Here is an 18250-nt window from a genome sequence, read left to right on the forward strand (position 1 = left end):
GCATCTATGATTTACAAAAGAAAAAATTAATTCTTTTATCTATTATTCAAACTTTTAGTGTAATTCATATTCATGTGATCTATCTTTCTAATCAAATGCTCTGTCTTAATTTTTTTAAAAAAGTGGCCCTATTTAGCATAGGGCCACTTTGTATATATTATACGTAATGTTTTTCTACTACTTCTGCACAGCGAGAGCAAAGTGTCGGGTGAGCTTCACTTTCTCCTACTGTTTCAGCAATAGTCCAGCAACGCTCACATTTTTCTCCGTCTGCTTTTTCAACTACAACGGATGAATTTTCAAGCACTAAACTGTTTGCTGGTGCTTCAGATTGAGAACCACCTAAAACAAACTTAGATACGATAAACAGTTGCGCGAAATCAATTGCGTCTGTGTCGAACAACGCTTTATATTCATCACTAACATACAACGTTACTTTTGCTTCTAATGATTTACCAATTGTTTTCGCATTACGAGCTTCCTCTAATGCTTTTAATACATCATCACGTAATCCCATGATTTTTTCCCATTTTGGAGCAAGTGCTTCAAATGCAGGATAGTCAAGAGCTTCTGGCATATCTGTTAATTGAACACTTTCTTCCTTCTCAAACTCCAAATAAGCCCAAAGCTCATCTGCTGTATGTGGAAGTATTGGTGTCAATAATTTTAATAAAGCAAGAAGTGTATCATACATTACAGTTTGCATTGCACGACGATCTTTGTCATCTGTTCCGTAAATATAAACAACGTCTTTAGCGATATCAAGATAGAATGAGCTCAATTCACCAGAAACAAAGTTATTAACAGTGTGATAAACTGTAGCAAAATCATAACGGTCATAAGCAGCTCTTACCGTCTTGATAACCTCTTGTAATTTCATATACATATATTGGTCTACTTCACGTAAGTTCTCAAATGCCACACGATCACTTGTTGGATTAAAGTCGCTAATATTCCCGTGTAAGAAACGAAGCGTATTACGGATTTTACGATAGACTTCTGTAACTTGTTTGATGATTGCATCAGATACACGAACATCCGCTGTATAATCTACAGATGCAACCCATAAACGTAGAATATCAGCACCTAATTGATTCATTACTTTAGCAGGGACTACAACATTCCCTAATGATTTACTCATTTTTCGACCATTACCGTCTAAAATGAAGCCGTGGCTTAATAACCCTTTGTATGGAGCATGACCATACATTGCAGTACTCGTAATTAGAGAAGAGTTAAACCATCCGCGATATTGGTCAGATCCTTCTAGATATAAATCTGCTGGGAATACTAAATCATCACGTTCCTCTAAGACACCATGGTAGGAAGAACCAGAGTCAAACCAAACGTCCATAATATCTGTTTCTTTTGTGAAAATTCCATTTGGACTATGTGGATGTGTGAACCCTTCTGGAAGTAACTCTTTTGCTTCTCTTTCAAACCAAATATTTGAACCATACTCACGGAATAGATTTGATACATGAGAGATAGTCTCTTCTGTTAAAATTGGTTCGCCGTCCTCTGCATAAAATACTGGAATTGGCACACCCCATACACGCTGACGAGAGATACACCAATCTCCACGATCACGAATCATATTATACAGACGAGTTTCTCCCCATGCTGGTGTAAATTTAGTATTGCGGATAGACTGCAATAATTCATCTCTGAAAGCCTCAATTGATGCAAACCATTGAGGAGTTGCACGATAGATAACAGGTTTTTTTGTACGCCAGTCATGTGGATATGAGTGAGTAAAGAATGTAAGCTTCTCTAATGCTCCTACTTTCTCTAATTCCTCAGTAATTGCTTTGTTTGCTGTATCATAGAATAGCCCTTCGAAGCCTGGTGCCTCAGCTGTCAGTACCCCACGCTCGTCAACAGGACAAAGCACATCTAGACCGTAAGCTTTTCCTACGTAGAAGTCGTCTTCCCCGTGGCCAGGTGCTGTATGAACACAGCCAGTACCTGATTCAGTTGTAACATGCTCTCCAAGGATTATTAAAGAGTCACGGTCATATAATGGGTGCTTAGCAACTAGACGATCCAATTCTTGACCAAGAATTGTTCGTTCAATAGAGTATTCTTCCCATCCTAGCTCAGCTGCTACAGATTCTGCTAAGTCTTTTGCAATTACATATTTGTTCCCTTTTGTTAGTACTACTGCGTATTCTACTCGTGGATGTAATGAAATTGCTAAGTTTGCAGGAATGGTCCAAGGAGTAGTAGTCCAAATAATGAACTTTGTCCCTTCTTCTAAAACAGCCTTGCCATCTCTTACAGCAAAGCTAACATAAATAGAAGGAGATTTTTTGTCTTGGTATTCAATCTCAGCTTCTGCAAGGGCAGATTCACTTGAAGGTGACCAATAAACAGGCTTTAATCCTTTGTAGATGTAACCTTTCTTAGCCATAGCACCAAATACTTCAATTTGTCGCGATTCGAATTCAGGCTTTAATGTTACATAAGGATTATCCCAATCTCCACGAACGCCTAAACGTTTAAACTGTGATCGTTGGTTGTCAATTTGTTGGTATGCATAATCCTCACATAGCTTTCTAAATTCAGCCAGTGATAATTCCTTACGTTTAACACCTTTGTTAGTTAGAGCTTGTTCAATTGGTAGTCCATGTGTATCCCAACCTGGAACATAAGGAGCATGGAAGCCTGTCATCGATTTGTGACGAACAATCATGTCTTTAAGAACTTTGTTTAAAGCATGCCCAATATGAATATCACCATTGGCATACGGTGGGCCATCATGTAGAACAAAGAATGGACGCCCTTCCGTTCTTTCTAAAACTTTTTTATAAATATCCTGTTCTTCCCATTTTGCTTGGATATCTAACTCTTTCACTGGTAGATTTCCACGCATAGGAAAATCTGTTTTTGGCATTAATAGTGTGTCTTTGTACTCCATTTTTCTTCCTCCTTTGTTTTTCGCAGGTGCTGGTATAATTCTTGGAAAATAAAAAAACCCCTCATCCCAAAAGGGACGAGAAGTTATGCTCGCGGTACCACCCTACTTGCGATCACTAAAAGTAACCGCCGCTTAGTATGTCGTAACGGGACATAATCCGAAGACACTTAAAAATTCAGTATCCTTGCTCCAAAGTGATCCACTAAAACGTTTCATTGCTTGAGCTCACACCATCCTCAAGTCGCTTTACAGAAATCATTTTTAGACGTCTTTTTCAATGCATATATATATGATATGAAATTATTATAGGAAATGTACGACCATCAGTCAAGAAATCTCTTATTCCTCTGTAGCAGAAATACGATCTACAGCTGTTGTATCTACATCATACTCCATCAAATGATTCCAGTCATCAGTATTAATAAGATCTAGTTGTGCCTCTACAAGCATTTTAAATCGATTTCGGAAAACTTTAGACTGTTTCTTCAACTCTTCAATTTCTAAGGCTATTTTTCGAGCTTTGGAAAGAGCTTCGTTGACAATACGATCTGCATTTTTCTCTGCTTCTTTTACTATGAGCTTTGCTTCTTTTTGTGAGTTGCGTCTAACTTCCTCAGCAGCCTCTTGCGCAACTACAATGGACTTATGTAAGGTTTCTTCTATAGACGTGAAATGACCAACCTTTTCACTGGAGGACTTTAATTTGAGCTCTAACTCTTTTTTTTCTTTGATAAGTATTTCTAAGTCCTTCATAATCTGATCAAGAAATTCATTTACTTCATCTTCATTGTAACCTCTAAATCCCTTACTGAACTCCTTGTTATGTATATCAAGTGGTGTTAGTGGCATCCTATCCATCTCCTTTACATACTAATGTTCTTCCCTCTATTATACATTTCAGACTGGTTGAATACATCTAAATTTCAAATTAAATTTAAGAAAATTATTTTTTTGGCTCTATTCTACCAATTTGAAGTCTTATTTTGTCTTTTTTGGTTCTTCCCTCTATCATCAATAATTTTATGCGACCAAATCCACGAATAGAAATCATATCTAGCTCTTGTAATTCCATAGACGGTTGGTCTTTTTCAGTCCAATTGACCTTTACTTTACCACTTTGAATAAGAGAAGCAGATTTTTGTCTAGATATATTGAAAATAGATGAAATAACAGTATCTAGCCTTAAAGAACTCACCGTGTGATTTTCTGATACCCATTCCTCGTGTTGTCTGAAATAATTGGAAGAGTCATCTACTACTTCGATATGAACCTTCACTTTCCCAATCCCAACAAAATTCGCCCTCACATAATCTAAAACCTCTGTAGCAACAACAAATTGAATCGAGCCTTCCTCCACTCGAATGTCTCCAAATTTACTCCGGTCAATTCCTAGGGACATCATCGAGCCAAGCACGTCTTTATGCTTTAAGGTAACAAACTTTTGAGGATATTTTACTTCAACTACAGTCATATTATAATCTTCTTCTGTTGGTTCAAAATATGACGGATATAGAAGTACTCTTTTTCTTTCAGCATCTTCTAATGCTCCTGCTGCACTTGACTCAATAGAATCATATTGTCCGCGCACAGAATTTAAAATAAACTGCTGCCTAGGATCTAGAAAATCAGTTAGCCTTGGAGCATAACGATCTTCAATCTCTCGCATCATATTAGTGGTTTGTTCAATAAATGGTTGCTCTTCTTTTCTAAAATGCTGTAATAGATGTTCCATACTGCTGAGACCTCGCTGAAATTTATAGTAAGAAAACACGCTAGCATCCTTGCAGGGATACTTTTCCAAAAAATAAGACATGGATCAAAGTCTTTGTTTACGCTTTAAGCGCGCTTGGCATTGGTTTTATCGATAAGAGCCACTTGCTCCTACAAAAAAACCTCACTAATGTGAGGTTAAATGAATTGACCTAAAGATAAAATTCCTCTCATAGCTATATTTAAAACAAAAATAGCTACAATCGGAGAAATATCAATCATACCGATTGGTGGAATGATTTTGCGAAATGGCTCTAAATAGGGCTCACATATTTTCCCTAAAAACTGCCCTATTGCAGATTCACGCACATTGGGTACCCACGACATAAAGATATAAATAATCAATGCAAATGAGTATATCTGTACTAATTGAGCTAACAAAACTAATATTAAATCCATTGTAAGTAACTCCTCTATTAATCTAGATCGTTATAGTAATAATCTGAAATCGAACCTGCAACTTCTACGGAATCAGGAGCACATAGGAAAATATCTGTTCCTATTCGTTGAATGTCTCCACCTAAAGCATATACTGTTCCACTTAAAAAGTCGATTATTCGGATTCCTTGTTCCTTATCGATTCGTTGCAAATTAACTATAACGGCTTTTTTATTCTTTAAATGCTCAGAAATATCTTGCGCCTCCGCATATACTCTTGGCTCGATTAAGATTACCTTAGAGGATTTTTGCATATTTTGTATACTTACAAGATTGGTTGCAGCAGTTTCCTTAGGAGCAGTATTGAATTTTCGTTCCTTAGCGTAAGACTTAACAGGCTGTTGTTTTATTTGTTGAGGTTCTACAGGCTGCTGCTGTGGTCTTTGCTGTTGTTGTGGAACAGATGTATCTTCATCCTCTTCTAAATAGAAAAAGTTTTTTACCCAATTTTTCATACTCATTCATCCTCCTTGTCTTTACCGACTAATGCAGTTCCTATTCTTACAAATGTTGCTCCTTCTTCAATAGCAATTTCATAATCTCCAGACATACCCATAGATAATTCTGTACAAGGAGCATGAGGCTGTTGTTTTGCAGCTATTTTCGTTTGTAGCTCTTTTAAATCACGAAAAACCTGTCTTATAAGCGAATCATCATCCGTATTAGGTGCCATAGTCATAAGACCAACAACACGTATTCGAGAATAGTCTTTAAGTTCATCAATAAATAACTCGGCTTCTTCTAAAGAAAGGCCATGCTTAGACTCTTCCTTCGAAACATTTACCTGAACAAAGCAATCTTTCACTGTGCTTGCTCTTTTTTCAATTTCGTCAGCTAAGCTTTTCCGGTCTAAAGAGTGCAAGTAATCTATCTCATTAATAACCGATTTTACTTTTCTAGTTTGTAAAGAGCCTATGTAGTGCCATTTAACATCAGCTGAAATAGCTTCAATTTTTTTCATTAATCCTTCTGGTCGATTCTCTCCAAGATGTAAAATTTCATTTTGTATAACTTCCTCTGTCCGCTCTACAGAAACTTCTTTTGTAACTGCGATCAGAGTTACATCCTTTATATTTCGATTAGCTCGTACGCAAGATTTTTCTATATTCTTTTGGATACTGATTAAATTACTTTTCACATTTGACATATAAAACCAACTCTTCATCTTTTGTTTTGTTCATTGTATCAATGAAATGGCCTTTTATCAATAAAGAACAGTACCTATTCTCGGTTTTTTGAAACGATTATTACATCTTTTCCAATTATTGCTATATTTTGTATGTCAATTTTTTTAGTTTCTCTTTTTTTATTAAAAAATGTGGGGTATGCCCCATTAGTTTCCACTATAAAAGAAGTTATAAAACCTGTTTCTTTGTCTATTTCAGCGTCTACTATAAACCCTAGCAATTGGCCGGAGTTTGCCTCGATGACTTCTTTTTGCTGTGCATCTGAAAATTTCATCAGTTCCCTCCCTTTTTCTTAGTATATTCATGAAAATAGAAAAAAACGCTTTTTCGAATGAAGAAAAAGCGTCAATTTGTTTTTTAAGTTACTTTGGATTTAACTGGCTTTGAATAGTCGATAACGCACTTTTTTCTAAACGTGATATTTGAGCCTGGGATAATCCCAAGTCTGTAGCTATTTCTGTTTGGGTAGCACCAAAATAAATTCTCTTCGTTAGAATTTTTCGTTGTCTAGAATCTAAATTCTGAAAGCTTTCCTTTACGGTGAAATATGTTACCCACTGATCTTCCGATACATCATTATCGCATAATTGGTCCATCATATAGATAGCGTCTCCCCCATCACTAAAAATAGGTTCTTGTAGGGAAACAGGGTCTTGAATAGCGTCTAAAGAAAGTAATATATCTTCAACAGGAATTTCTAATATTTTTGATAAATCTTCTAATGTCGGTTCTTCCAGATGTTCATTAATATATTGTTCTTTCGCTTTCATCGCCTTGTAAGCGATGTCTCTTAAAGAACGAGAAACACGTACAGAATGATGGTCACGTAGATGCCTTTTTATCTCCCCTATAATCATAGGCACCGCATACGTAGAAAACCGAACATTATGTTTTAAATCAAAATTTTCAATGGACTTAATTAATCCTATACAGCCGACTTGAAACAAATCGTCCGCCTGTTCTCCTCTATATGCGAATCGTTGAACTAGACTTAAAACTAGTCTTAAATTACCCATAACTAATTCATCTTTAACTGATTCTTCTCCACCCTGTAAACGTATAAATAATGCTTTCATTTCTTCATGGGATAGTAAAGGAAGCTTTGATGTGTCAATGCCGCATAATTCTACTTTTGTTCTCGTCATAGTTCTTCCTCCGGACTTTTTAATAGTTCTTAGTCAGTTTGTCCTGAGGTTAAAAGATTATTCCGAGCTCGGCTATCCAATTTCACCCATTAGGCGATTGGCTCGTTCAACACTTCTTTTAAATCTAATATGATTTTTTTCTCTAAACGTGATATATATGACTGTGAAATTCCGAGATGATCCGCAACCTCTTTTTGTGTCATTTCCTCTTGTCCATTGAGTCCGAATCTGCATTGCATAATATATTTCTCTCGATTTCCCAATAAGTTAATTGCTTCAAAAACATGCTGTCTCTCTAATTTTTTTTCTACATCCTCGATGATTAAATCCTCGCTTGTACCTAAAATATCAGATAGTAATAATTCATTTCCATCCGAATCAGAATTCAATGGTTCATCAAAGGAAACCTCTGATTTCATACGATTTGTTTTTCTTAAATGCATGAGAATTTCGTTTTCTATACATCTAGAAGCATAGGTAGCCAGTTTAATTCCTTTATCTAAATTAAATGTTTCAACTGCTTTTATAAGACCAATTGAACCAATGCTTATCAAATCTTCTATGTTAGTGTTTGTTTGATCAAACCTTCTTGCAATATATACAACTAATCGTAAATTTCTTTCGATTAATACGTCTCTAGCATGCTCATCTCCATCCATAAAGGCTAACAACATTTCACGTTCCTCATCTCTCGTCAATGGTTTTGGCAGCGACTCACTTCCACCAATATAATGGACTCCCTTTCTTTTAAACGAGAGAATCCAAAAGTAAAATCGACGTAGCAAATTTAATATCATTATTTAACACTCCTTTTTTTAAGATGATAGTAAGTGGAACTATGCAATATCCCATCTGCTTCATGAGGAAATTTGTCCTTGCCTCTAGTTAAAACAATATAACCTTTTGGTAATGGTTGATCGTTAACAATCCATTCTTCATATTTAATACCTATAACCCACGACTTCTCTTTCTGCACTGTAGCAATCGGTATTAAACGTACTTTGCTGGCATATTCTTTTGGAAGCATATCCAAACCTTTGTAATGCGTACTATCCCAGCTATTAATCACTTCATAAAGAATATCTGGAAGGATTGGTTTGAGAGCTTCTGCCGCTATAAAATGTACTGGATCATTAGAAAGAGGCTCCGTGCATACGTTTCCCGAATCGATAAATAATATGAGTTCTTTAGTTTGATCGAATAGCCTGATGCTTGAAGGATAAATAAGTTCTCTTTCCGTTTGTGAGATATGAAGGTGCAATACATGTTTAGTAAGAAGGTATAAACCACCTGTAGCAATAACTGCATAGTTAAGAATCATGAATGAATTGCTAGCGTTACTGTACATAGGGGCAATGGCTGTAAGTAATCCACCTGCAAAAATACTTGCGAGTAAAGTTAATGTAATAGCCTTGACGATTTGTGTCCTTTTTTTCCAGAATGCTATTCCTATCATGAGAAAGAAAGTTAAAAATAGCGTACTGAAATGATTTGAAAAAACAACTGTTATCACTCCCGCAACAAAGGCCGACAGAAGCAGGTATCTTTTTTGGTTTTCAATCCAGCCAATTCTGTTTGCAAACGCTAAAACGGTGTAGTTGAAAAATGTGTTTGTTGCAATCATAACTTCTGCGTACATAGCTCTCCTCCTTTTGATAAAAGCTTAACACCCAATTTATAAGAAATTTGTCAAAGGAACGTCCAAAAGTAAATTTTTTAAACGACAAAATCCCATAAGTAAATATTAAATAAGTAACGATTGTAGCTAATAAATAAGAGACTTTTAAGAAGAGAAAGAAGACTAAATATGCAAAAAATAAGTGAAAGGTTATTTAATAGTTATTCGACTTTAAATATCTCTTGAATGGTCATAAAATTTTCTATCCGGTCATAAATGTCTCCCGAATGGTCATAAAATTTTCTATACGGTCATAAATGTCGCCCGAACGGTCATAAAAAATTCTATCCGGTCATATATGTCGGCCCAAGGACGTATACAATATCTTCCTAAAAGCTAGTAATGATTAAAGAATGCGTCTTACTATATTTTTTGGGCCATTTAATATTCTTTATTAAACACAAAAAAGCAACCACCATTAATGGTGATTGCTTTTTATCTATAAAATGTTTAGATTAGCTTCTACGATTACGATTACGCAAGAATGTCGGAATATCTAACGCATCGTCTTGTTGATGATGAGTTGGATTTGGACGTTCTTGTTGAAAAGAAGGCTGTTGTGGCTGTGGTTCTTCTTTTCTAGTTTCACGGTGTGGAGTTGTAGCTGCCTGTTGTGCACGTGCAGCTCCAAAGCCTGTCCCTCTTGGTTGCTTTTGTGTAATCACTTCTTCGTTAAAACCTGTAGCAATAACTGTTACAACAATTTCATCCTTCAGATTATCATTGATTACAGAACCGAAAATCATGTTAACTTCCTCATCAGACGCAGATGCTACAATGTCCGCAGCCTCTTGTACCTCAAATAGAGAAAGGTTAGATCCACCTGTAATATTCATTAAAACACCTGTAGCTCCGTCAATAGAAGTTTCAAGTAATGGGCTGGAGATTGCTTTTTTAGCAGCCTCTGCAGCACGGTTCTCTCCAGCAGAGATACCTATACCCATAAGTGCTGCTCCTTTATTGGACATAATAGTTTTAACGTCAGCAAAGTCGAGGTTTATAAGACCAGGAACAGCGATTAAGTCAGAGATACCTTGAACCCCTTGACGAAGAACGTTATCAGCTTCTCTAAATGCTTCAAGCATTGGAGTATTTTTGTCTACGATTTCTAATAGACGGTCATTAGGAATAACGATTAACGTATCGACAGCTTCCTTCATCATACCAATCCCACCTACAGCCTGTGTAGAGCGTTTACGGCCTTCAAATGTAAATGGACGTGTTACTACTCCGACAGTTAAAGCCCCTAAATCACGAGCAATTTGAGCGATTACAGGTGCAGCTCCAGTACCGGTTCCTCCACCCATACCAGCAGTAACGAAAACCATGTCTGCTCCTCTAAGCGCTTCTTCGATTAACTCTTTGCTTTCTTCTGCTGCTTTTTTTCCTACTTCTGGGTTAGCTCCTGCACCAAGCCCACGAGTCAGCTTGCCTCCGATTTGTAGCTTTACTTCGGCTTTTGACATGTTAAGAGCTTGAGCATCTGTATTAACCGCAATAAAGTCTACACCTTGAACTCCATGTTCAATCATTCGATTTACTGCGTTGTTACCGCCGCCACCTACTCCAATAACTTTAATAATTGCTAATTGATCTTCATTTGTTTCAAATTCTAACATGCTATTGCCTCCTATATCTTTCAACTATGATAAAGTTTTTTCATTCAAAGAACTTGTCAAACAGTTTCTTCGCTTTACTCATTGCACTCTCTTTGTTCTCATTGTTTGCATTTTTTTGTGGTTGTTTTTGTTTTTTAGTACTTGCTACTACTTCATTGTGTGCCGTTTGAGATAATGCATGGCTATTGCCAATTTTACCATAGAAAAGATCTTCTTTATAGGCATATCTTATAAGGCCAACAGCTGTTGTATATTGTGGTTCCCTAACGCCGATATAATCTGGTGTATATAGGCGGACACGTGATTGTAATATATGTCTCGCTAATTGACCAATACCTTCAAGCTTAGCTACACCGCCGGTAATAACTACTCCACCCGGTAGATCTTGCAAGCCCATGCGGTAGAATTCTTCTAAGATTAACTCGAACAATTCCTCTAAGCGCACACCGATAATTTCGGCAATATAACGTTGGGAATATTGTTCTTTCATGTCTGCGCCAATAACTGGTACTTCAAATAACTCATCATCTGAAGCATCATCGTAAAAGGCATGTCCATATCTTAATTTTATCATTTCCGCCTGTTCAGTTGGTGTTTTCAAGACAATCGATAAATCTTTAGTAATATGGTCACCACCTACAGGTATAACAGAAGTATTAACTAAATGCCCTTCTCTGAAAATAGCAATGGTTGTAGAACCTCCACCTATGTCAATATAAGCGGTTCCGTGATTCTTTTCATCTTCTGTTAATGCAAAATGTCCTGCTGCCAAAGGTTGTAAGTAAATCTCTCTAATTTGAAGACCAGCTCTTTCCACACATCGTAGAACGTTATGTAAAATTGTTTTTGATGTAGTCATCATTATACCGTCCAATTCAAGACGAGTACCAATCATGCCTCGAGGGTCTTTAATCTCTTCTAAGTGATCAACTATAAATTGTTTTGGCGCTATGTTAATAAGTTCTCTTTCTGGTGGGATAGACATTACCTGTGCAGATTCTAATACACGATCTAAATCTGCATCTGTTATTTCTCTGTCCTCACGATTGACAGCTACTACACCTTTGACATTTTGTATATTTGCTAAATTAGCGGGTATACCTAGCACAATTTCTTGAATGGACATCCCTATCATTCTCTCAGCCTCACCAACGGCCTTTTTAATGGATTGAACAGTTGCATCTATATCAACAATGGTGCCTTTTCGTATACCGTTCGATTTAACATTTCCTACTCCTATTACATGCAGCGAGTCATCACTCATTTCGCCTATTAATACTTTAATGGAAGACGATCCAATATCCAATGATACGTACAATTCTGATTGATTCACCCGTGGCACCTCCTAATAACTCTTTATTTATTATTCTATTGTAAAAAACATATAAAGTCTAAAATTTTCTAAACAAATAGTAAATTGACACTTAAATCATTATCTTTTTGTTCTTTCTGCCCATTTAGTTAATAAAATTCGACGAATTACAGCAATATTTTGAAACAGTCGAACTCCAAAAGCAAAGATTGCCGCTAAATATAAATCTACTCCTAAATGAACTCCCAGAAACGCTAGAGCAGCTGCTAATGCAATATTAAAGAAGAAGCCTGAAACAAATACTTTGTCATCGTAAACATGCTGTAATTGTGCGCGTATTCCACCAAACAAAGTATCTAGTGCTGCTAAAACAGCAATGGATAGATAGCTCTCATATATTTCTGGAATTTGAATATCAGTCATTAAACCAAGTGAAATCCCAAGTAATAAACCTAAAAACGGCAACCACATAATACTACTCTCCCCCTGGAACTTCTTGTAAAAATTGCATATTTACAGACTGGTCAAACGCTGGTATTGTAATGATATTTTCAGGTTGACCTATTGTCAGTCTCAAATTATCTATATAGAAATCATCGCCGATAGGGGATGCTTCTAGCTGGTTATACATTTTTTTCGCATCTTCAAATGATAGCGTCCCAATTTTAATGGTGAAGGGGGCCTTTTTGATAGCCAGGTTATTCACAGTAGTCCTGCCATTTACATCACGAATAGCTGTGGAATAAATAATTCGTTTTCCATCTACCTCTACTGCTTCTGCTTTAAAACGATTAATTTCGTTTATGAGTCTTATTAACAAATCTGGTGAAATCTCTTCTATTTGTTCTCCTACAATCATACTCTCTATAGAAGGCTCAATTGTAATGGACAGCCCTGGCCCTTTAAACTCATCTAAACCAATTTCTTGCTTTAACTGTTTAATTGTTTCATTTAGAGCTACTTCAGGACTGGCGTTGACCATATTTTCATACTTACCTACTGTTTCCTCTAATACACGAACCTCTGACAACAGTTCTGAATGTAACTGTGTTTCCGTGGCTAGTTCTTGTCGTATTTCCCATACATCCCGTGTATCACGGGTTTCTGGGTCTTTTACTGTATTATATTGAACTGCTATCATAAAACCAACGATTAACAAAATTATAGTAAACCGAATATAGACGGTTTTTTTCATGTATTCGGCCTCCTTCACCTTTGTTAATTTTGGTCACCTCGCAAAGCAGGCATGACTATTTTACTTTTTTCTTCTACTGTAACTACAATATTGTCACTTGTTAATTGATCGACAACACCACCACCTAAATTTACAGATGCTAGTAAAACCTTTGGATCTCCAACTACCTCTATAACAAAAGGAGCAGGAAATGCTCTACCATCCACGGTAATTACAGGACCAGTACAGCTTATGTACGATTGTGCATGGAGCCTTTGTCCATTAATTGAAATGGCCTCGGCGCCGGATATTTTTAACTCATTTATCACTTTAAATATGTGACTTTCATGAACAATATAATCATTTGGATTTTCCTGTGAGGGATTATATTCACCATCCTGCAACGAAATGGATAATCCTTTTCCTTGCGACTGCATATCCCCCATTAACAAACGAAGCATCTCTGCCTCCTTTACTAACTCCTCAACACTTTCTTCACTTTCCACAAACGATTTTTCATATTCTCTAATCTCTTGCTGTTTTGTATTTATTTCTTCTGTTAATTCCTTATTCATTTCTTTCTGATCTATCAGCTTTTCTCTATACTTTTCAAGCTCAAGTGAATAATCGCTATTTCCGCCTGTTTCTTTATCAGCAGAAGCCAAACTGTAGGAATAAGCTAGAATGAAACCTAAAACTAAACTAACCAGCGAAATCAGAATTCGTCCTCGAAAAGGGACATTAAGGAGTCTCCTCTTCTTCATCTTCAATCGCCTCCTCCTCAGTTGTCTCCTTAAAAACCTCTACATAAGGTTCAAAAAATGAACCTACCTCCATATCGATTACGCCCTTTTGATCTGGATTTAGTTGCGAAACTATCGAAGGGTAGTAATTCATTTTTTCCGAAAAAGATGGAATCAAGGCTTGTACTTCATTCCCGTCATTCATGTAAACCTGAATGGAATATTTGTCATTCTCTTTCGGTACATAACTTATTTGAGAAATTGTCAATAATACTTCATTTTTCATTTTTTTAAGTTCTTTTATTAGACGTAATCGAATCTTTTCGTTTTCGAATCCTGTGATAATAGGTCCCTCCATAGGAACAATATGTCCTTCTGGAGCTATCGTTTTGCCATTCTCCAATACTATTTGAAGAGTATTCTCGCTTTCCACATATCCAACCTGTTTATATTCTTCTACCTGGATATGTATGCTGGAAAGCCATTTCCTTTTAACTTGTACATTTTCAACCCAATCACTTTTCTCTAAAGCTTCTTCTATATCTTTTTCCTTGAAGCTCCACATAGAGTCCCCAATCGTCAGACCTGTCTGTTTAATATATTCTTCCTTAGAGAAAAGATTAGATCCTTCCAAATCTATTTGTTGTATTTGACTATAGGATGATTGGAAGTACAAAACAACGAGCAGTGTAAAGATAAAGAGAAAAAGTAGAATGGAAAATTTTTTATTTGTTCTACGTCTTCTTTTTTCTTTTAAAGTGGGTATACGATCTTCAATATCGATGATTTTTTCCATTCTACCGCCTCCCTTCTGTACCAGATGTGTTTGCCAAATTCAAAATAATTCCTATAATTCCCCAAGTCATGACTAAGGATGACCCTCCGTAACTGATGAAAGGTAACGTTACCCCTGTTACTGGAAGTAAGCCTGTCACAACGCCCATATTTAAAAATGTCTGTACTACAAGCAAGGAGGTTAATGCGACTATCATTAATTGAGCCTCTCGTGTCTTTGCTCTCGCCGCCATTGTATAGCTGGTTGTGAAAAAGACAACAAAGGCCATAATAACAATCAACCCGCCTATAAACCCTGTTTCCTCTAACAAGATAGAGAAAATGAAATCATTTTGTGGCTCTGGTAAGTATAAGAATTTCTGGCGGCTGTTACCATATCCAAAGCCAAACAAACCTGCTGGACCAATCGCTAGTAAAGATTGAATAGCTTGAAACCCAGAACCAAGAGGGTCTTTCCAAGGGTCTAAAAAGGCTTGGATACGAATTAGCCTATACGGGGCAGAAATAATTAGGGCAGCTAAACCGATTACACCTGACAAACCAATAGCAAAGAAAAACTTTAAAGGAAGTCCTGCAACGAATAGAAGCATGAAGACTGCTACTACTAATACAAATGCTGAACCAAAGTCAGGCTGAACCATAATAAGCCCAATAGGAAGCAAAAGCAACAAAGCACTTCTAATATATAGTTTGCCTTTGTTTTTAGGCTCTTTTGCTAAAGCTAGCGCTAAAACCCCTAACACTGCAATTTTGGATAATTCCGCAGGCTGAAAATTTGTGAAACCAAGTGATATCCAACTTTGCGATCCATTCCGTACAACACCGATACCTGGAATCAGTACCCCTATAAGCAATACCACCGATATGATATATAAAACGTGCCAAAATGTGGTAAGCCGCAAAAATGATTTATTTTGAATAAAAAATGCTCCGGCTACCCCCACTATTAGGTACATTCCTTGTTTTAAAGCAAACGGTGTTTGTCCTTGATAATGTACCTCGCTCCAATAAGAGCCAGCAGAGTGTACAAACAAAATACCGATAATAGATAAAAATAATACAGACGATAAGAATAATAACTTTCTTTTATCTTTCGATTATTTCATCCTTTCAACTTGTCGATAACGCCTTTACGATTTCGATGAATTCATCTCCTCGCAGTTCAAAGCTTTCATATTGATCCCAGCTTGCACAAGCTGGCGAAAGTAGAACAACATCACCTTTTTGGGAGACTTCTACAGCTAAGCTTGTAGCGTCCTTCAAATTAGACACTTTTTTGACAAAAGGAATGTTATTCTCCTCACCAAACTTTTGGAGCCTTTCACTAGTTTCACCAAAGTGTACTAAAGCACGGACATTTGGAAGGTAAGGAATAAGCTCATCAAAGGAATGTCCTCTATCTACCCCACCAGCAATCCATACTACTGGCTCTGTAAAGCCTGCTAAAGCACTTTTAGTAGCCAGCGTATTTGTTGCCTTAGAATCATTGTAATATTTACGTCCATTAGATTCTAAAACAAATTGTGTACGATGTTTGACACCTTGGAAGGATTGCAATACTGCCTTGATGCTTTCTAAAGAGCAATCTAACAATATAGCGGTTGCAGTTGCAGCTAACACATTTTCTAAATTATGCTTTCCGCGAAGAGCAATGATAGAGCGTTCGAAAAGCTCCACCCCATTCCAGTATATATATTGATTGTCTGCACTTATTCCTTCGGCTGTTTTTTTACTCACGTAAAAAGGAACCTTTTGTGCTAAGCTTTTTTCTGCATAATCTTTTACAATTTTTTGTTCCCCATTATAAACAAACCAATCGGAATCATCTTGTTTCTTAGTAATATTGAATTTAGCATCGGTGTATTCCTTATAGGTTTTATGATAGTCTAAATGCGCCTCATATAAATTCATTAGCACAGCTATTTTAGGTTTCAATAGTTCAGTTCCCATTAATTGGAAGGAAGATAATTCCATTACAATGTTATTTTCCTTAGTCGCCGTTTTAGCTACCCCAGAGGCAACCGTACCAATATTACCAGCGATTAATGGCTGTTTATGAGCGTGTGCAAGCATTTCATAAATAAGTGTTGTAGTAGTAGTTTTACCATTCGATCCTGTGATACCTATTATTGGAGCTTCACTAATACGATAAGCAAGCTCTACCTCTGTCCAGACAGGAATATTTCTTTTAATAGCTTCTGCAACCACAGAATTTGTATAAGGAATTCCTGGATTTTTTACTATCAAACTAAACCCTTCGTCCAATAAGTCCTCTGGATGGCTCCCACAAATTACAGTCAAGCCTTTAGATAGGAGATATTGAGCGTTTTCATTTTGTTCAAAAGGCTTGGAGTCATTGACCGTTACAAATGCTCCTAAGTCATGTAGGATTTCCGCAGCAGCTGTTCCGCTTTTGGCTAAGCCTAGCACGAGAATTTTTTTATGATACACAAATGGTAGCTGATTCAATTTACATTACCTCCATGATTACTACAATCATTGCCGAAATAAAGTTAATTGCCCAAAAGGTCGTTACAACTTTACGCTCACTCCAGCCAGACAATTCAAAGTGATGATGAATAGGACTCATCTTAAATATTCGCTTTCCAGTTGTTTTAAAGCTGATAACTTGTAAAATAACCGATAAAGTTTCTATTACAAATATAATCCCCACTATAAGTAAAAGAATTTCTTGTTTTACAAGAATAGATACCATTGCTAATGCTCCACCTAAAGCAAGAGAACCAGTATCACCCATAAAAACCTTTGCTGGGTTTTTATTGAATAACAGGAAGCCGAGCAAAGCACCTGCTACACTAAATGTGAAAATTGCTATGTCTGTTTGTTCGTAGATTAATGCAAGTACACCGAAAGTAGCGAATGACACTGATGCTGTACCAGATACTAAGCCATCTAGTCCATCCGATAGATTTACTGCGTTGGAGAAACCAACTAGCCAGAAGACTAAAAAAGCCACATAAAATTGACCTAATGAGAATCTAATATCTGTCCACGGTATAGACAAGGATGTATCAAATGGTCCTAATTTTAATAAGAAGTAGCCGATAATCGCTACAATGATTTGACCGATTAGCTTTTGCCATGAAGTCAAACCTAAATTTCGTTTTAAAACTACTTTTATAAAGTCATCCAAGAAACCTATTAATCCAAATCCAACTAATATTAATAATAATACAATGGATTGAGTAGTAATTTTGTCAAAAATAAAGGAAATGGCAAGCGTTGTAACAATAATGGAGATTAAAAATATTAATCCTCCCATTGTAGGTGTACCAGCTTTTTTCTGATGAGACTCTGGGCCCTCTTCTCTAATACTCTGCCCAAATTTCATTTTTCTTAGATAAGGAATAATAATCGGGGCAAGTAAAACAGATACTAGAAAGCTAACAATAAGTGTAATAATCGTTGTAGACAATGTCATAAAAAAATCTCCTTAAATACGCACAAC

The 18250-nt window shown here is 36.5% G+C and carries 18 protein-coding genes, 1 pseudogene and 1 other annotated feature; all 19 genes and pseudogenes read right to left on the bottom strand.

The features are described 5' to 3' along the window. Positions 1 to 157: 157 nt before the first annotated feature. The gene (gene ileS, locus D0S48_RS05890; RefSeq protein ID WP_151110629.1) at positions 158 to 2920 is read right to left on the bottom strand and encodes an isoleucine--tRNA ligase; all 2763 of its coding nucleotides are present in this window, start codon (positions 2918 to 2920) and stop codon (positions 158 to 160) included. A gap of 68 nt (positions 2921 to 2988) precedes the next feature. After that, positions 2989 to 3207 (bottom strand) — a binding site (T-box leader). A 52-nt stretch (positions 3208 to 3259) separates the two neighbouring features. After that, entirely contained in the window at positions 3260 to 3769 is a 510-nt protein-coding gene (locus D0S48_RS05895) for a DivIVA domain-containing protein (RefSeq protein WP_144537974.1), read from the bottom strand. A 94-nt stretch (positions 3770 to 3863) separates the two neighbouring features. Next, on the bottom strand, positions 3864 to 4652 hold the full coding sequence (locus tag D0S48_RS05900; protein WP_151110631.1) for a YlmH family RNA-binding protein: 789 nt from the start codon (positions 4650 to 4652) through the stop codon (positions 3864 to 3866). Positions 4653 to 4828: 176 nt separating this feature from the next. Next, the gene (locus tag D0S48_RS05905; RefSeq protein ID WP_144537972.1) at positions 4829 to 5089 is read right to left on the bottom strand and encodes a YggT family protein; all 261 of its coding nucleotides are present in this window, start codon (positions 5087 to 5089) and stop codon (positions 4829 to 4831) included. A gap of 17 nt (positions 5090 to 5106) precedes the next feature. Then, a complete protein-coding gene (locus D0S48_RS05910) occupies positions 5107 to 5589 on the bottom strand; it encodes a cell division protein SepF (RefSeq protein WP_144537971.1) in 483 nt (160 codons plus the stop codon). Next, positions 5586 to 6275 (bottom strand): YggS family pyridoxal phosphate-dependent enzyme, encoded by a 690-nt coding sequence (locus D0S48_RS05915; RefSeq protein WP_144537970.1) that lies wholly within the window; start codon positions 6273 to 6275, stop codon positions 5586 to 5588. The genes D0S48_RS05910 and D0S48_RS05915 overlap by 4 nt, the downstream gene beginning before the upstream one ends. Positions 6276 to 6349: 74 nt before the next feature. Next, complete coding sequence (locus tag D0S48_RS05920) at positions 6350 to 6589, bottom strand: YlmC/YmxH family sporulation protein (protein WP_144537969.1); 240 nt, start codon at positions 6587 to 6589, stop codon at positions 6350 to 6352. Positions 6590 to 6677: 88 nt separating this feature from the next. Continuing rightward, on the bottom strand, positions 6678 to 7460 hold the full coding sequence (gene sigG / locus D0S48_RS05925) for an RNA polymerase sporulation sigma factor SigG (protein WP_144537968.1): 783 nt from the start codon (positions 7458 to 7460) through the stop codon (positions 6678 to 6680). Between the two features lie 89 nt (positions 7461 to 7549). Continuing rightward, positions 7550 to 8257, bottom strand: a complete 708-nt coding sequence (sigE, locus tag D0S48_RS05930) for an RNA polymerase sporulation sigma factor SigE (protein WP_144537967.1) — start codon at positions 8255 to 8257, stop codon at positions 7550 to 7552. After that, a complete protein-coding gene (locus D0S48_RS05935) occupies positions 8257 to 9099 on the bottom strand; it encodes a sigma-E processing peptidase SpoIIGA (protein ID WP_151110633.1) in 843 nt (280 codons plus the stop codon). Before D0S48_RS05935 ends, sigE begins: the two co-directional genes overlap by 1 nt. A gap of 494 nt (positions 9100 to 9593) precedes the next feature. Continuing rightward, positions 9594 to 10757: a cell division protein FtsZ gene (gene ftsZ / locus D0S48_RS05940; RefSeq protein WP_144537965.1), complete on the bottom strand. Its 1164-nt coding sequence runs from the start codon at positions 10755 to 10757 to the stop codon at positions 9594 to 9596. A gap of 40 nt (positions 10758 to 10797) precedes the next feature. After that, on the bottom strand, positions 10798 to 12090 hold the full coding sequence (gene ftsA / locus D0S48_RS05945; protein ID WP_144537964.1) for a cell division protein FtsA: 1293 nt from the start codon (positions 12088 to 12090) through the stop codon (positions 10798 to 10800). Between the two features lie 99 nt (positions 12091 to 12189). Next, entirely contained in the window at positions 12190 to 12540 is a 351-nt protein-coding gene (locus tag D0S48_RS05950) for a small basic family protein (RefSeq protein ID WP_144537963.1), read from the bottom strand. A gap of 4 nt (positions 12541 to 12544) precedes the next feature. Continuing rightward, entirely contained in the window at positions 12545 to 13264 is a 720-nt protein-coding gene (locus D0S48_RS05955) for a DUF881 domain-containing protein (protein ID WP_144537962.1), read from the bottom strand. Between the two features lie 23 nt (positions 13265 to 13287). Continuing rightward, positions 13288 to 14007, bottom strand: a complete 720-nt coding sequence (locus D0S48_RS05960) for a DUF881 domain-containing protein (protein WP_144537961.1) — start codon at positions 14005 to 14007, stop codon at positions 13288 to 13290. Continuing rightward, positions 13985 to 14782 carry a cell division protein FtsQ/DivIB gene (locus tag D0S48_RS05965; RefSeq protein WP_144537960.1) on the bottom strand — a complete coding sequence of 266 codons (798 nt, stop codon included), beginning with the start codon at positions 14780 to 14782 and terminating at the stop codon, positions 13985 to 13987. The genes D0S48_RS05960 and D0S48_RS05965 overlap by 23 nt, the downstream gene beginning before the upstream one ends. Before the next feature lies 1 nt (position 14783). Further along, a pseudogene (locus D0S48_RS05970) lies at positions 14784 to 15842 on the bottom strand (FtsW/RodA/SpoVE family cell cycle protein); the annotation flags it as partial. A 49-nt stretch (positions 15843 to 15891) separates the two neighbouring features. Next, entirely contained in the window at positions 15892 to 17250 is a 1359-nt protein-coding gene (gene murD, locus D0S48_RS05975) for a UDP-N-acetylmuramoyl-L-alanine--D-glutamate ligase (protein ID WP_151110638.1), read from the bottom strand. Between the two features lies 1 nt (position 17251). Beyond that, positions 17252 to 18223, bottom strand: coding sequence for a phospho-N-acetylmuramoyl-pentapeptide-transferase (gene mraY, locus D0S48_RS05980; protein WP_144537957.1), 972 nt, complete (start codon positions 18221 to 18223; stop codon positions 17252 to 17254). Positions 18224 to 18250: the final 27 nt, after the last annotated feature.

The organism is Psychrobacillus sp. AK 1817, from assembly GCF_008807035.1.
Classification (GTDB): domain Bacteria; phylum Bacillota; class Bacilli; order Bacillales_A; family Planococcaceae; genus Psychrobacillus; species Psychrobacillus faecigallinarum.

Coding starts and splice junctions, on each gene's coding strand:
- sigE (WP_144537967.1), bottom strand. CDS start 8,257: ATGATATTAAATTTGCTACGTCGATTTTACTTTTGGATTCTCTCGTTT.
- D0S48_RS05910 (WP_144537971.1), bottom strand. CDS start 5,589: ATGAGTATGAAAAATTGGGTAAAAAACTTTTTCTATTTAGAAGAGGAT.
- D0S48_RS05895 (WP_144537974.1), bottom strand. CDS start 3,769: ATGCCACTAACACCACTTGATATACATAACAAGGAGTTCAGTAAGGGA.
- ileS (WP_151110629.1), bottom strand. CDS start 2,920: ATGGAGTACAAAGACACACTATTAATGCCAAAAACAGATTTTCCTATG.
- sigG (WP_144537968.1), bottom strand. CDS start 7,460: ATGACGAGAACAAAAGTAGAATTATGCGGCATTGACACATCAAAGCTT.
- D0S48_RS05965 (WP_144537960.1), bottom strand. CDS start 14,782: ATGGAAAAAATCATCGATATTGAAGATCGTATACCCACTTTAAAAGAA.
- D0S48_RS05905 (WP_144537972.1), bottom strand. CDS start 5,089: ATGGATTTAATATTAGTTTTGTTAGCTCAATTAGTACAGATATACTCA.
- D0S48_RS05900 (WP_151110631.1), bottom strand. CDS start 4,652: ATGGAACATCTATTACAGCATTTTAGAAAAGAAGAGCAACCATTTATT.
- D0S48_RS05935 (WP_151110633.1), bottom strand. CDS start 9,099: ATGTACGCAGAAGTTATGATTGCAACAAACACATTTTTCAACTACACC.
- D0S48_RS05915 (WP_144537970.1), bottom strand. CDS start 6,275: ATGTCAAATGTGAAAAGTAATTTAATCAGTATCCAAAAGAATATAGAA.
- ftsZ (WP_144537965.1), bottom strand. CDS start 10,757: ATGTTAGAATTTGAAACAAATGAAGATCAATTAGCAATTATTAAAGTT.
- D0S48_RS05920 (WP_144537969.1), bottom strand. CDS start 6,589: ATGAAATTTTCAGATGCACAGCAAAAAGAAGTCATCGAGGCAAACTCC.
- D0S48_RS05955 (WP_144537962.1), bottom strand. CDS start 13,264: ATGAAAAAAACCGTCTATATTCGGTTTACTATAATTTTGTTAATCGTT.
- D0S48_RS05950 (WP_144537963.1), bottom strand. CDS start 12,540: ATGTGGTTGCCGTTTTTAGGTTTATTACTTGGGATTTCACTTGGTTTA.
- mraY (WP_144537957.1), bottom strand. CDS start 18,223: ATGACATTGTCTACAACGATTATTACACTTATTGTTAGCTTTCTAGTA.
- D0S48_RS05960 (WP_144537961.1), bottom strand. CDS start 14,007: ATGAAGAAGAGGAGACTCCTTAATGTCCCTTTTCGAGGACGAATTCTG.